The organism is Mycoplasma sp. HS2188 (genome assembly GCF_025209835.1).
In the GTDB taxonomy this organism is placed as follows: Bacteria; Bacillota_I; Bacilli_A; order Mycoplasmatales; family Metamycoplasmataceae; genus Mycoplasmopsis.
In genome coordinates this window covers 43350-59067 of record NZ_JAOAOI010000003.1, presented here as the reverse complement: position 1 = coordinate 59067, position 15718 = coordinate 43350, and the positions used below count along the sequence as shown (strand labels likewise).

13 protein-coding genes are annotated in these 15718 nt (G+C 29.9%); 5 read left to right on the top strand and 8 right to left on the bottom strand.

The window, feature by feature from the left end; translation table 4 throughout:
* Positions 1–259: 259 nt before the first annotated feature.
* Positions 260–1810 (bottom strand): phospho-sugar mutase, encoded by a 1551-nt coding sequence (locus N1F73_RS01860; protein ID WP_260359743.1) that lies wholly within the window; start codon positions 1808–1810, stop codon positions 260–262.
* A 138-nt stretch (positions 1811–1948) separates the two neighbouring features.
* On the opposite strand from N1F73_RS01860, the gene N1F73_RS01855 reads away from it, so the two are divergent.
* Entirely contained in the window at positions 1949–2812 is an 864-nt protein-coding gene (locus tag N1F73_RS01855) for a hypothetical protein (RefSeq protein ID WP_260359742.1), read from the top strand.
* A 26-nt stretch (positions 2813–2838) separates the two neighbouring features.
* Positions 2839–3267: a transcription antitermination factor NusB gene (locus tag N1F73_RS01850; RefSeq protein WP_259290166.1), complete on the top strand. Its 429-nt coding sequence runs from the start codon at positions 2839–2841 to the stop codon at positions 3265–3267.
* A gap of 23 nt (positions 3268–3290) precedes the next feature.
* On the opposite strand, the gene N1F73_RS01845 is transcribed toward N1F73_RS01850, so the two are convergent.
* On the bottom strand, positions 3291–3896 hold the full coding sequence (locus tag N1F73_RS01845) for an FMN-dependent NADH-azoreductase (protein ID WP_260359741.1): 606 nt from the start codon (positions 3894–3896) through the stop codon (positions 3291–3293).
* Between the two features lie 173 nt (positions 3897–4069).
* On the opposite strand from N1F73_RS01845, the gene N1F73_RS01840 reads away from it, so the two are divergent.
* On the top strand, positions 4070–4816 hold the full coding sequence (locus N1F73_RS01840) for a nuclease-related domain-containing protein (protein WP_260359740.1): 747 nt from the start codon (positions 4070–4072) through the stop codon (positions 4814–4816).
* Positions 4806–5561 carry a YgjP-like metallopeptidase domain-containing protein gene (locus N1F73_RS01835; RefSeq protein WP_260359738.1) on the top strand — a complete coding sequence of 252 codons (756 nt, stop codon included), beginning with the start codon at positions 4806–4808 and terminating at the stop codon, positions 5559–5561. The genes N1F73_RS01840 and N1F73_RS01835 overlap by 11 nt, the downstream gene beginning before the upstream one ends.
* Before the next feature lie 75 nt (positions 5562–5636).
* Here N1F73_RS01835 and mgtA read toward each other — a convergent pair whose 3' ends face one another.
* Complete coding sequence (gene mgtA / locus N1F73_RS01830) at positions 5637–8348, bottom strand: magnesium-translocating P-type ATPase (RefSeq protein WP_260359737.1); 2712 nt, start codon at positions 8346–8348, stop codon at positions 5637–5639.
* Positions 8349–8460: 112 nt separating this feature from the next.
* Here mgtA and N1F73_RS01825 point away from each other — a divergent pair, with 112 nt between their 5' ends.
* Positions 8461–9549 carry a M42 family metallopeptidase gene (locus N1F73_RS01825; RefSeq protein ID WP_260359735.1) on the top strand — a complete coding sequence of 363 codons (1089 nt, stop codon included), beginning with the start codon at positions 8461–8463 and terminating at the stop codon, positions 9547–9549.
* 69 nt (positions 9550–9618) lie between these two features.
* Here N1F73_RS01825 and N1F73_RS01820 read toward each other — a convergent pair whose 3' ends face one another.
* From N1F73_RS01820 to N1F73_RS01800, 5 genes are all read right to left on the bottom strand, one after another.
* Positions 9619–10854 carry an endonuclease gene (locus N1F73_RS01820; RefSeq protein WP_260359732.1) on the bottom strand — a complete coding sequence of 412 codons (1236 nt, stop codon included), beginning with the start codon at positions 10852–10854 and terminating at the stop codon, positions 9619–9621.
* An 89-nt stretch (positions 10855–10943) separates the two neighbouring features.
* Positions 10944–12536: a hypothetical protein gene (locus N1F73_RS01815; RefSeq protein ID WP_260359730.1), complete on the bottom strand. Its 1593-nt coding sequence runs from the start codon at positions 12534–12536 to the stop codon at positions 10944–10946.
* Positions 12526–13353 (bottom strand): ABC transporter permease, encoded by an 828-nt coding sequence (locus N1F73_RS01810; protein ID WP_259290158.1) that lies wholly within the window; start codon positions 13351–13353, stop codon positions 12526–12528. Before N1F73_RS01810 ends, N1F73_RS01815 begins: the two co-directional genes overlap by 11 nt.
* Complete coding sequence (locus tag N1F73_RS01805) at positions 13346–14185, bottom strand: ABC transporter permease (RefSeq protein ID WP_259290157.1); 840 nt, start codon at positions 14183–14185, stop codon at positions 13346–13348. The genes N1F73_RS01810 and N1F73_RS01805 overlap by 8 nt, the downstream gene beginning before the upstream one ends.
* Positions 14169–15545, bottom strand: a complete 1377-nt coding sequence (locus tag N1F73_RS01800; protein WP_260359729.1) for an ABC transporter ATP-binding protein — start codon at positions 15543–15545, stop codon at positions 14169–14171. The genes N1F73_RS01805 and N1F73_RS01800 overlap by 17 nt, the downstream gene beginning before the upstream one ends.
* Positions 15546–15718 lie beyond the last annotated feature (173 nt).

The following is a 15718-nucleotide window of genomic DNA, read 5'->3' as shown; positions in this document are numbered from 1 at the left end:
AAATAAAATTAAAAGTAGATTTCTAGAACCTACTTAAGTTAATTAAATTTACTGGGTAGGCTTCGATCAGCCACCATAGAAACACTTGTGGCTCGCATTAGTAAAAATTCATGATTTGAATCATGATAATATTTTTCCCTTTAAAAATGCGTGCATTTAAGCTTTTTAACATAACAATTCAATTATATAGAAAAAAGATTTTTTAAAAAATAATTTTTATTATAAAAAAACACTTAAAAAGTGTTTGAAATCATTTGTTTTAACGAACTAATAACTCGATTTTTTCAATATATTTATTGAGATTTTCTTCAGAAATTTTCTTTGTTTTGCCATAAGCAAAAATATAAAACTTAATTTTTGGTTCAGTGCCAGAAGGTCTTAAAGCAATTCAATCATCGTTATCTTTAAAACTGATCTTAATCATATTTGCTTTCATGTAATCAGTGTTTTCGTTAAAGTCAGTAACAACTTTATTTGCTAAGTCAATATTTTTAAATTGTTGTTGTAATTTAGATAAGTCAAAATTTTCACTGATTTCAATATTGATTGTTTTCGAAGAAATAAAATTGTATTCTTCGTAAATGTCATTAAGCACATCAACAAGTGTTTTGGATTGTTGTTTGTAAAAATCAACCATTTTTAACAGTATAGCTAACGATTGCAAGGCGTCTTTATCACGTGCAATTGATGGATCAATTAAAGAACCATAGCTCTCTTCAAAACCATATAAATAATTGCCACTGTTTTCGTTAATAAATTTAGAAATTCATTTAAAACCTGTCGGAACTATAAAACTATTTATATTGTGTTTTTTAGCAATCAAAGCGGGTAGATTTGATGAGACAAACGAGTAAACAATGTATGAATTTTGTTTAATGTTTTCAATATTTTTCAGTAAAAAATCAAAAATTAAGGTAGCAGTTTCATTTCCATTTAGCAATACATATTGCCCTTTATGTAAAACCTTAATACCTACTCGATCCACATCAGGATCAGTAACTATAATTGCGTCTGCATTGTTTTTTAATGCCACTATTTCACTCTCTTTATAGGCTTCATTTAATTCGGGATTAGGATAAGGACAGGTAGGAAAATTACGATTAGGTTTTATTTGTTCTGTTGGCATAAAATAATCAATATTTTGTTTAAAGCCAAATCTGTCAAAAATTTCACGAGCAAATTTAATTCCCGCTCCGTGCAAACTTGAATAGACAAATTTTATTTTTTTAGAAGTGCCAAAATTATATTCGCCGCCAGCTTGAATAGCTTTAGTCAAATACTCTTTTTTCTCTTTTTCAGTATTAATTTGAATGTTTTTGCTACTTAAAGGAAATTTAGCATCAACATATTCAGAATAAAAGTCATAATTTTCAAAATATGATTTTATTTGTTCAATTTCCTCAGGCAAACATTGTGAACCATAGTTGTTATATAGTTTGATTCCGTTGTATAGATAAGGATTATGACTTGCAGTGATATTAAAACCACCATGGGCTTGGTGTTTAATAATTAAAAATGAAACAAAGGGTGTAGGTGTTAAATCTTTGCTTATAATTATTTTAAATTTTTTGTAGCTTTGCAAAATATTTGCAATAATGCTTGCGTATTTGTGTGAGTAACGACGGCTATCACGTCCAATTACCACTTTTATTTGTTTTTCATCTTTGTATTTATTCAATAAATATTTAGCAAAGCCGTGTGTAATCCGTTGAACATGTGCTTGGGATAAATGATTTATACCCTTGCCGACAATTCCCCTTATGCCTGCAGTTCCGAAATCTATCGGTTCTAATTTAATATTTTTACTCATGCAATAATTATAAATTAATAAACTCCTTATTAGTTATAAACTGGTAATTTTATACAAAAAGTCAAAAAATAAAAATTTTTTTCAAATATTCATTATTCCTTTTCTGTGTGTTTATAATTCATCTTGAATTGGAGGTTTATGAAAGATTCTATTATAAAAAAACCTAAGTCTAAAACTTGAATTGACGAAATTTTTAAAGTAAATGTTTATGAACTGGTTCTTGGCGCTATATTTTTGTCAATGCATATTGTGATTATCTATTTTGCTAAATTTACAATATTGCGTGTAATTCCAGTGCAATTAGAATATCTGATGTTTATTTTTTATGGTCTAATTTTCGGACCTTTTAAAGGTGCAATATTATCTTTATTAGGTGACACTCTCGTTCTTTTATTAACAGGCTCTATTGGAACATGATTTTGGCTTTACGCAATTGTGCCCCCACTAATTTCGGTTGTATCTTATTTTTATTTTTTAATGTTTAAGAAAACAAAAATAATTCGTTTTGTATTTGCTTACACATTGACCATAATTTCTTTTGTACTAGCAATAATCATTTATTTAAAATATGCCGATCCTAATGGCGATTTTAAATTAAGCAAAAAAGTAATTGCTCCTCGCAATATTATTGTCATTTTAATTATGGTTTATGCATTCTTATCACTGATTTTAACTACTTTTTTCACTATTTTGTACTTCATTTACAAAAACGAAAAATGAAACTATTATATTCTCGTTACATCATTAATTTTATTTATCTCAATAGTATTTAGATGAATACTAGGACCAGTAAGCTATATAGAATTTTATAATTACTTTTTTGCTCCCAAGAGCGGAAAATTAAAACATTATGGCATAGACTATATTGTTTTATTCGTAAAAATAGTCATTAAAGACTTATTTATAATTCCAATTTACATTACAGTTTTTAGCCCCGTATTTATCGTAACTAATATTTTGAAAGAAAAATTCATTAATAATGTCCGAAAAATCAAATATTAATTGAATTTTAGTATACAATTACAAACATGAATAAAAAGACTAAATCACGCAGAACTAATCGAATTGAAGTCATTAATGTTATTTATGCTTGCGAGTTATTGAATAATTATGATTTAGCAAGAATAAGACAAACACACGATGAATTGAATGATGAACAATTTTTACAATTAGAAAAAGTTGTTCAAAATAAAGACTATTTAGCGAAAATTATTGACAAATTTTTAACCAATAAAACTTGAAACGAAGAAAGCCCATTAATAAGAGCAATTTTATTGAACTCAACATTGGAAATGTTCAGTATTAATCCTAGAATTGTAATTAACGAAGCTGTCGAAGTAACCAAAGATTTTTTTGGAGAAGAATCCAATTTATACAAACACGTTAATAGAGTAGTTGATAATGTTTATCGTTTCTTCGTGGTTAATGAAGCATTTTTACGTAAATATTTGAAATAATAAAAATGGCTTGCGCCATTTTTTTATATTTCCAATGATTCTAAAATTTTATTTAATTCAGGTTTAACTTCAGCAATGATTTCATCGTGGCTTTGTTTGCTTCTAGGTTCAACTTTGTTGCCGTCTACTAAAAATGTTTCAATTTGTTTAGCACCAAAGAAATTGAAAATTCCTTTTAGTGTGTCAAGAAAACCGGCAAATGGGTATCAACCTAATGGAGCTCCTTGGGTTCCGATAATAACAACTTTAAGATTAGTTAGTAAACCAATTGAACCACCTTTTGTACTGTATTTATATGAAAAAGTTTTGTTGGCAACTGCAATAGCATCTAAAAAGTTTTTAATTCCTGCTGTGTATGAAAAGTTTGTCATTGGTGTCGATAAAACTAAAACATCTGTGTCGTGTAATTTATTGATTCATTCGTCTGAGTCAACATCTTTAAAAAATTCTGCAAAGTTTGTTGCTGTCAATGAATGATTAGCAAATTGTGAATTTGAAGTATCTAATTTAGTTAATGTTGAATTTGGATATTTAGCCATTAATTCTTTTACGGCTTCATTGTTTAGTTTTTCTGATAAAGATTCTTTATTTACGGTACCTGTTACCGATAATATTTTTAATGATTTCATTTATTCCTCCGATTATATAACGTTATTATAACACCACACGAAATAGCATAAATAACTTTTTTTCGGTTTTTTTCGCCTTAAATCACGTTTTTTGCTTTTTTTGCACCTTTAATGCCGGCGAATAGTCATTAAATTAAAATAACGACTTGAAAATTATTTATAATTAAAACATTATGAATCAAAACCAATTTAATCAGATTTTGCAAAATACCGCCAATGAGCCAAAAAATATATCGTTCGAAATGCGAAACGGTATTATTATAGGCACAGTTTTAATGGGATTATTAATCGTATCTCTATTAACTCTTTACATTTGACATATCACCAAAGCAAGAAAAAAAGAAACAATGGGCTTTAAATTCGAATCGCAAATTTCCAACGAGTTAACTTACTACGCAAAAAACAAAAAAATCAATTTCAAATACATTCCTGGTGGCTTATACGAATATGCCATGGGCAGTCAAAAATTTGAAATTGACGGAATTTTATACAACAACAAAATATTCATTATTATTGAAACGAAATATTTAATTGGTGAATTAAAAGGCAGTGTTGCCAACAAAAATTTGTCATTAGTTTATAAAAAACACAACCGAAAAGTAACTAATCCAATATCGCAAAACCATACACACTTAAATCATTTCCACGCTATGTGCGGCTTTAATTTACCAATGTTATCGATGATCATTTTTCCCGAAGATTTGAAATTTAGTGTTGAAGGTGTTGATAATCACACAATAATTGCCAGCAAAAAAAATTATCAACAAATACTGCAAGAAGTTGAGAACGATTTGGATGAATTCGGAGAAATGGATAAAGAAAAAGTTAATGCTGTGTTAGACGCTATTAAAACAAATAAAGTAACTTCACGTAAAGATATTAAAAAATGAGAAAAAGGCTTCAAACAAAATGGAGAATAATATCCCGAGCTCAGTATCTATTGACAATGTCACCTACGATTTATACTATACAAAAAATAAAACTAATGGCTATAAGGCTAGCTCAATAACTAAAAATATTGTTATCTTTTACAATAACAAAAAGAATTTAGCAAAATACATAAATGGACTTATCCAAAATAGTAACTTTATTAAATTTGAACAAAAAGCAATATACGTTTTTTCACCAATCGAGAATAAATTTGTTTGAATAGGTGGAAAAAGATACCAAACAAAATTCATCTATAAAGACACAAAAATGCGTATGCTTTTAGATGATAAAGAAAATATTGCCTATTTTGTATTGAAGCAAAATTATCGCAATATCAGTATGGAAAAACTTAATTCAAAACTATTGAATTTATTGAAAATCTGGTTATTTAAAGAAGTTGAGCAAAGACACAGGAATATTGAAAGTAAGCTCAATGTTATTGATACAATTCCAATAAATATCTATAAAAGATTGAGCTATTGGGGATCATACAAGTTCAATACCTTAACAAAGAAAAAAGAAATTCACTATTCAGTGTTAACATTGTTAACACCGCGTGAATATTGAGATTCAGTCATGATACATGAAATCGCACATGATATTTTTCGTGGTAAAGGCCACAGTCGTGAATTTAAACAATTTTGTAAGCAAAATGATTCTAATTTTAATATTTATTCAAGAAAAAATAATGAAATCTCTGCACATATAAATTTAGATTTAGAAATAGCAAAATAGCTCTTTTTAATAAAGAAAAACCGGCGTTTATATTGACGCTGGTTTTTGATTATTTTTCGCTTAAATCTATTTATATTAAAGCAATTCTTTATATTTTTTTAGATACAATCTTTTTACAAATAAAGTTAGGGTTATGTATAAAAGTATTGAGCCAGCCAATAAGGCGTAGAATCAAGGATTTAATGCCTCAACTTTTAATGCATTATTTAGTCATGGAACATAAGGACTAACAGTAATTAGAATTGACCCTAAAATTGAGAATAACAATAGCGGTGTTGCCGGTTTTGATTGAATAAAGGCAATTTTTTCAGTACGAATAAAGTGAATAATCAAACTTTGAGTTCACATTGAAATTATGAATCAGCCTGTTTGGAATAAGATTTTAAATCTTTCGCTGTCAACATCAAGACCTGGATATAGATTAGGTATAAAGACATAGCGCAATAGTATAAAGGCTAATATATCAACTATAGATGAAACAGGTCCGAATCAGAGCATAAATTTAACAATTGACTTCGGATTCCACTTACGAGGTTTGTTTAGTAATTCTTTATCAACATTATCTCAAGGTATTGCACCACAAGAAATATCATAGATTAGGTTAAGGAATAGAATTTGAACTGCCATCATTGGCGAGAATGGTAAGATCAACGCAGCAAATAAAATACTGATAATATTACCGAAATTACTTGCGACAGTCATTTTGATATATTTATTCATGTTTGAGTATGTTTTACGGCCTTCAATAATTCCGGTTGCTAAAACATTTAAGTCTTTTTCTAAAAGAATAATATTGGCACTTTCTTTGGCAATATCAACTGCTGTATCCACTGAAATAGAAACATCAGCAACTTTCATTGCGGGGGCATCATTAATACCATCACCCATATAACCGACAACATGTCCTTTGTTACGTAAAGCGGTAATAATAGTTGCTTTTTGGTCTGGTGAAAGTTTGGCAAAAATATTGTAATGTTCAACAACATCTTCAATTTGTTCTTGGTTTAATGACTCAAGGTCTTTACCTAAAATTACTTTTTCGCTAGGGATACCAACTTGTGCGCAAATAGCTCTTGTAACACGAGCATTGTCACCTGTTAAAATTTTAACTTCTACACCGTGTTTGTGTAGATTTTCAATAGCACTTGCTGTTGATTCTTTAGGTGGATCAAGGAAGGCTAAATAACCAATCAAAATCATTTCTGATTCATCTTTAACGCTAAATGTTCCTACGGTATTTAAATCAACATCTTTACGGGCAACCGCAATAACACGCATACCTTTATCGTTTAAATCATCAACATTTTTCAATACTTTTTGTATTAGATGAGTACTTAATTGTTCTATTTTGCCACCAATTTCAATATGTGAACAAATTGATAACATTTCTTCAACAGCACCTTTAGTAATAACTTGTACTTTTGAGTCTTTGCTCTTAACAATAACTGACATTCTCTTTCTTTCGAAATCAAATGGTATTTCATCAACTTTATTGTATAAAGCCTCTAATTGACGTAATTGCTCATCAATAACACTTAATTCTTCTGTTTTATCAATTATCGATAAATCAAGCAGATTTTTTAAACCTGTTTGGAAATACGAGTTTAAAAAACCATATCGTAATACACGATTATTGTCTTTACCTAAAACATCTAAGTGACGTTCTAAGACAATTTGATCTAAGGTCAATGTTCCAGTTTTATCTGTACAAAACACGTCCATTGCCCCAAAATTCTGAATTGAATTTAGACTTTTGATTATTGTTTTTTTCTTAGACATTGTCACAGCACCTTTAGCCAAGGTCGATGTGACTATCATCGGCAACATCTCAGGAGTTAAACCAACAACAACTGAAATAGCAAATAGCATTGCTTCTACTCATTTACTACTATCACCTTTGACTTGTCCTTTAATACCAATAATCAAAAATACAATCGGTACCACTATCAACATTATTCTAATTAATAATTTTGAGATTGATGAAATACCTTTTTCAAAATCAGTTTTAACTGGTTTTTCGTTTATTTTCTGTACAACTTGACCAATGTATGTTTCATTTCCAGTCGCCACAACTATTGCCCGAGCAGAACCAGAAATAACATTAGAACCCATAAAGGCTAAGTTGTGGTAATCAACGATATTATCGTAGTCAAAGTTTTTGACTAAATGCGAAAATTTTTCGATCGAATGACTTTCGCCGGTTAAAGAAGACTGAGAGACGAATAAGTCTTTCGCACTCAATATTCTCACATCCGCAGGAATAATATCGCCCGCAGCCAAGACTATGATATCTCCAACCACGATCTCTTCCAATGGCAACTCATAATAGATTCCGTTCCTTTGAACCCTTGCGGTAGTTGATATCATTTTGATTAATTTATCAGATGATGAACTCGAACGAATTTCTTCAACTAGATGCAAAATACCACTTAATAAAACCATAGAAAGAATAATAATCATTGTTGCCGGTTCAGCTTTTTCGTTATTTACTAATTTCAATATAACATCAGTAACAAGTGAAATAAGTGACAAAACGATTAAAATAATTGAAAATGGATTAAAAAAGGAAGTCACAATTTTATTCCAAAGTGTATTATTAGATTTTTTATCCAACTTATTTGAGCCATAAATCTCAAGATTTTTTTCAATAGTTGAATCATCAATAATTCCTTTGGCTGAGGAATTAAATGTTGCAAATAATTCACTATCATTCATATTCGCACTCTCGTGAATACGTTTTTTAACTAAATCGGTTGAGACAGCTTGTTTTTTGTTTTTTCTTTTCATCTAACCTCCTTTACTATGCACTTATATATTAATTTTATATTAATTAAATATATAAGTTAATTATTAAATGAATATTTAAATATTTATGTAAAATAAAAATCAGGAGATTAATATGAGTAAAAAATATGAAAAATTAAGTACAAGACTTAAAGAATATATGGCTATTGAAGCAATGAGTAGATACGAAGAACCAGTCGTTGATGCTCTAAAAGCAAACATCAAATCAGATAAATTAGAATTTAGTAGAGACGGTTTTGGTTCGCTAATTATTTCAAATAAACAAAGCGATCCTAATGCCCCTGTAATTATGTTTGCGGCACACATGGATGAAGTTGGTTATTTTGTTAGAAATATCGAAGAAAACGGTAATTTACTAGTTGAACCAGTTGGTGGAATTTGACCAGTTACTGTTATCGGAACTAAAGCTAAAATTGTCACAAATCGTGACAACAAGGAAATTACTGGTATTTTCGGCCACACATCAATACACATTTTGGAAAGAGAAAAAGTTACAAAAGCCCCAACAAATAAAGAATTATTTGTGGACGCAGGTTTTGCTAACAAACAAGAAGCAATTGATTTTGGTATCGAACCAGGAGATAGAGTTTATATGAGTGGCGAAGCATTTGATATGCCTAATAATTTAGTTGCCGGTAAATCAATGGATAATAGAGCTGGGGTAACAGTTATTGATTTTCTAGCCAACAACATCAAAGATTTAGACTTACCAAATAAAACATACATCGTTGGTACAGTTCAAGAAGAAGTAGGTCTAAGAGGTGCTAAAACAGCAACATCTATTATTGATGCTGATGTGGCAATTGCAATTGATACATGTGCAAGTCACGATACAACTGGTGCAATTAAAGGTGGAACAAAATTAGGGGATGGAGTTGCTCTATTAGTTAAAGATGGAGGTTTACTAACTAATCCTAAATTTACAGAAATGTTAATGTCTTTAGCACGTAAACACAATATTCCTGCCTATAAATATATTTCTGAAGGTGGTGGTAACGATGCAACTGCATTGCAATATGGTAAAGGCGGTGTGCCTGCAATTACTTTCTCTCTACCACAAAGATATCTACACTCACCAATTGGTGTGTGTTCGTTAGTTGACATACAAGCCGCAATCGATTTAGCAACCGAATTCGTAAAATTCTTCAATGCCGAGAGAGCCAAAGAATTAAAACACCAATAAATATTCATTATTAAAAACAGCGTCAACAAGACGCTGTTTTCTTAAAAATTCGCAAATTATTCAGTCTTTTTATTGATTAAGTCCAACTAATATACCTTTATCAACAAAAACATCATCGCCAGTTCCGAAAATTAAACTAGCTAAATTGGGATAGTCACTGAATGGATTACGCAACCCTCCATAGTATTTTGCAATTTCGTTGTTTCGTTGGATATCAAAACCATCAATGCCATCTTTTTTACTTCAATCAATGTAGGTGTCTAAATATTTTTTGTTTAAATAAGGGAATGTGTTTTTGAATAAATCAGCACTACCCTTACCATCTTCTCATGAAAGTGGATATGTTAAAACAAAATAAAGTGTTGCACGCGCTAAATCGCCTTTGAATGCGTCAATAGGTTCAGTGTAGTTAGCGGTAGTTTTTGTTCCATTTAAACTTATTTTTGCACCATTATCCACAGTATAATAAATTCCATTCCCCCTATCGGCATTTACTTTTTTATCACTAGGAAATACAAAATGTGCATCAGTTCTTATATTTGGTTCTTTGTTAAATCAAGATTGTGGAACAGTATGTTCTCTGTTAAACACACTTCCTTCACCTTTTGTGTTATTAATCTTCTTACCACTTTTGTTGTTTTTGTCGCGCCCTTCATAATTATTAAATGAATATACATAAGGGTCTTTACCATTTGGATTTTCTGAATAAATATCAATAATTGATTGATCTTTTTCAAAGAAATTATCAGCAAAAGCTGTTTTGTAAATATTGTATAGCTCTGCATATTGATAATCGTGTTTGTTAGGCCCTTGATTAATAATTTCTCGGCTGTTTTTGATAGCTACTTTTTCAGCTTGAATTTTTGATAGTTCTTCAAAAAGTTCTTTGCCACGCAAACCATTTAGCGATGAATAATAATTGTTTTTTTCATAGACAAATTTGTTGTTAGTTGAATTACTTTGACTGCTTGAGTCAATGTATTTCATATGGATTTGTTGTGTTTTTTGTTCACTGGTTTTTCTTGTTGCTTTGTCGACGATTTCAAATGTTACTAATAAGTTATCGTCGCCTACTTTTTGAATTTTTTTTATGATTATTTTATTATTTGGTGATAGTCCATCGACTTTAAGATACTTATCGCTAGCGAAATCGTCTAGTGATACACTAGAATCAACACTATCACGTACTGGTGTTATTGATACTTTTTTTAGTTCTTCATTTAATTTAGGATCTGTATAGTTGCAAGCGCTTAGAGTAATAGGCATCAGTGCGACAGGCAATAATTTAAGTAAATTTTTTCTCATCTTTCTCCTTAAGAATCTTTCATAGAAATTTTATTATTTTTTAGTTCAAAAAATAGAAAAAGACACACAAAATAAGTGTGTCTAAATCTTTAATTTCTGGTTTTTTTGTTTCAATAAGTTGTTAGGTTTGTCTCGGTTTTTTGATCGGTAGGAACTATTGCAGTGTGGTTAACATCATAAGAAATCAATGTTTCGCCACTTACTGGATCGACAATTTCGTAATTGTCTTTAATTTCATAAAGTTGTTTAGCGTATTTAGCTTCGTATAGTTCTTGTTTATATTTTTCTAACGCTTCAGGTGTTTTTTCATCATCTTTCAACTCGTCAACATTAAAGTTGTTTGCAGTTATATAGTCATATAAAACTTTATACACCGGTGTATATGAAACATAATCAAAATTATCGTATGCTGAATATGTTCGAATTGTTTCTTCACTAACATTTTCTCATGTTCTTTCTTCACCTTCGTTGAATTGAAGACCACTCATGAATGCATGTTTAACATTCTCTAACATTTCATCATAGAATTTTTCATTGACTTTATCACTGTTTGTAATAACTAAACCATCAACTAACAATAGATTTTGTTTTGGTCTAATGAATCTTATTGTTCCTTTTTTAACAGCTTCGTAATTATCCTCTGAATTGTATGCGTCAAATGCATCACCGTTATAGATAATTCCGGCCTCAACATTTGAATCAAAATTAATCAAGTTATTCAATAATAATTGACCATCACCTAAAAGTTGTAAATTAGGATTAGTTAAGTTGTAACCGATACCGGCTTTAATTGACTCAGCAAATTGATTAATCAATTTTTGATATAGTTTTGGTTCTGATTTTGTACTTGCTTCACCTGTTGGGATTTGATTGTTATAACCTGAACCATAAATCATGTTATCTCTAACTGAATCGGTTAACTCTCAACGATTGTAACTAGATTGTTTCAATGATTGCAACGCATCAACAAACATAACTTCTTTTTGATCCATAGGTTTATTTGCGTTAAAACCAATATTTGCTAATTTATTCAATACTAATGAGTCTAATTCGTAAAGTTTTTTTCTTTTTTCAACAGTATCTATTGAAGCGTTTTTCAACTCATTATCAAGTTTTGTAGGATTATATGCAATAACCATGTCTTGACTAAAGTAAGGAATAAAATAGTCGTATAAGTGTTTTGGTTCATCATCTTCTCATGGTTCATCCATTAAGTCGGTTTTTAAAACTTCATCGTAGTATGCTAAGTGATCTCAAACTAATTTTGTATAGATTTGGGTTTGCATTTTTTTGTATTGATCTAGTTTACGATATTCTGCAAATGTCTTACCTTTTGCTCAATCAGGTGTATCTTTGTAAAACAATTTAACATAATCAATTCTTTTCAATTTATTACGTTTAATTAATTGAACTGCCTGCGCATCTGAGCCAATACCACCGATTGCTTTTTCTGTTAAAACAGCTTTAGTAAATTCACCAATTGTTTCAAATTCTTTAAAGTCAAATTTTTCACTTACAGCCTGTCTTGCATTGTCTGATATATATGATTTATAGTTATAAAAAGTTGGTTTAAATGGTTTTTTAAATTTATAGATTAGAGCAGCTGCTAAAGCAGTTGCCATTGCGGTTAAACCAACGCCAAAGGCAACTCTTTTTAAAATGAATTTAGTTTTAGTTTTCATTTTGCTCCTTAAATTTTACTTTTTTAACTTTAGTTTTTTTGACTTTGTATGCGATATAAATTGCGTTACCAACTAATGTCATCAATAACACTGCAGCACCAACAACCAATCCTCAACCACGGAAATTACCTTCATATAGTTTTGTTCCTAGAGTTGAGGTATTTGTTGTAGTTTTTAAGATGATAAAATCATCAAACGACAAGAAAGTGGCAACAAGACCTGCAAAAATTATTGAAGGAATCATGTAGATAAAATAGGTTTTGAATCAGGTTTTGAATTTTGAATAACCTAAATCTTGACTAGCTTCAAATAATGAACGCTCAAATTTTTCACTTCTTGGATACATTAAACTAATTCCATAAGGTAAAGCCATAACTGTATGAGCAACTATACCTCTTAAAAGTCCTTCTTTTGCAACAGAAAGAGTTCCAAAAAACAGTGAAAATACTAAAACCAATGCAATAGCTGTAATATTATCAGGATTAATCAAAGGAATATTATTAACAGATTTAATTACACTCTCAATTTTTTTATTTTTTTGTCTTCAAAGAGCAAAAACCGTTAACAATGATATCGAGACAACTAAAACAGCTGTAAACAAAGCAACAATTATTGAATTTATCAGTGCAATATCTCTACCGTCATCGAAAAATGTATTTCATGATTCTAGAGAAAATGCGTTTCAAGAAGTTGACAAATATCCTTTATCGCTTGGTTTGTTAAAACTGAAAATTACTGAAAACACAAGTGGAATGTAAGTTAGAGCAAGAATGAAATAAATGTATGTTCTTTTAAAAAACTCAGCGATTTTATTCATTGTTGCCTCTTTTCTTGTGATTTACTAACTTAACAATTAATCTTGGTATAAAGTTAATTCCTGCGTAACAGCCAATGAATAAAGCACTCACAACAATAACTAACACTGATCCTGAAGATAATTCAAATACGTTTGATGGGTTTGAATATTGGTTAATTATCGAACCTACTGTTTGTAGTTGAGCAGGATTAGCTAATAATTTGTCGCTAATCACAAAAGTGGTAGCAGAAGCTAGAAAAATTAAACTCACACCACTTAAAATAGCTTTAGTACTGTATGGAATAACTACTCTGAATAAAGTTTGGATTTTGCTATATCCTAGATCGTGACTAGCTTCAATAATATTTTTAGGCATGTCTTTAAACACTGAATACAGTGGCATAATCATGTAAGGTAAATTTAAATAAGTTAATGCTAAAATCATAAATCATTCAGCCTCTAAACTATCTTCATTGAAGATACTCAAAAAGAAGCCTCTTATTGCGTATATCTTCGCAATAGTGAATATAATCATTGGCGAAAGAATTAGACTCATCGCATAAATTGGTAATATTTTATTTTTTGTTGTCGCTATAAAGTAAGCATAAGGGAAACCTATTAATAAACAAAGAATAGAAGAAATAACACCAATTTTTAAGCTCCGGCCAATAATTTTTCAAGTTCCAAACTCTTTTATTAATTGAGCACTATCGAAATTATGTCTTGGAGTTAAAGCTTTAATAATAATTAAAATTATAGGTAGAATAACTAAAAATATTGCTAATAAAATATAGGGCAAAAGTAATAATAATCGATTATTTCAGGAAATTTTACTTTTAATTTTTGAATTCATCAGATTGATAATCCCATTTTTCATCTTTTGCCATTAAGTGAATTGAATCAACGGTTCAACTAATAGCAACCGTTTCATTCAAATTGAATTTTTTAGCAGTTTCAACATAGATGTGAAAACCATTTGCAAATTTAACTTTTAAATAGAAATAACTTCCACGGTAAGTTGAGTCAATGATTGTACCTAAAATTACATCTTTGCCATTTGATTCATCAAGCGATACGATATCAACATCTTCAGGACGAATTAAAACGTCAACATCTTGTCCAATTTTAAATTCATCTTGTTTATGTATTGTTTGAAAATTACGACCCATGAAATCAACACTTGCTCCGTTTCTGAAAACACCATTGTAAATATTTGAACTTCCAACAAAGTTTGCTACTCATTTGTTTACTGGGTAGTCATAAATTTGTTTTGGAGTGTCATATTGCTCAATCACACCATCACGCATAATCGCAATTCTATCCGATAACTCAAGTGCTTCGTCTTGATCGTGAGTAACAAATATGAATGTAATACCCAATCTTTGTTGAATACTTCTCAATAGTTTTTGCATTTTTTCTCTAATTTTAGCGTCCAGTGCACTTAGAGGTTCATCTAGCAATAGAATACTTGGTTCGATAACCAATGAACGAGCCAATGCAACACGTTGTTTCATTCCACCAGACAATTCGCTAATCGCTTTATTTTCAGAACCGTTTAGGCCGACTAATTGCACTATTTGAGCAATTTCTTCTTTCATTTCCTCTTTTGAAATTTTTCTAGTTAAATATTGCTTTTCGAATGCTTCAACTTTCATTTCAACATAGTTTTCTCAATATGAATAGTTAAAATCAGATTTATCTAATCATTTTTGTCTTTTCTTGAATTGCAATGAATTAGGCTTAAATTTATCCATTTCAGATTCATATTGGGCTTGTAGTTTGTCCAATTTAGCCATTTCTAAAGCGGCTTTTTTTTCTCATTGTTGTTTTTTAACTTGCAATAATTCAAGATGCTTTGGATTGATTGTTTCTTTTGGAACACGTTTTAGTGTTAAACCATATTTAATGTTTCCTTCAACATTTAAATGCGGGAATAAAGCATAGTCTTGAAAAATAGTTGAAAGATCTCTCTTGTGGGCTGGTAGATCTTTAATATCTCTACCATTAAATTTAATTTCACCACGTGTGGCTCTTTCAAAACCAGCAATAAGTCTTAAAATTGTTGTTTTACCAGAACCAGAAGGTCCAAGAAGGGTAACAAATTCACCTTTTTTAATATCTAGATTAATTTTTTCTAAAACTACTTTGTCATCAAATTCTTTAACAACTTCCTTCAATTCGATAACATTTCGTATATTTTGATTTTTTTCCATAAATATACTCCTTAATTTAAAAAGTTAATTAAAGTTTACTAGTCGGTCAAATGCTCAACTAGTAATTATCGGAAGCTAAATCAAAAATATCCTCAAAGTATTCGGCGTATGAAAAACATAGCGAAGTGCAAAACTTGCTAGAATAATTCGCTAATACAAATTTAGTACCTGTT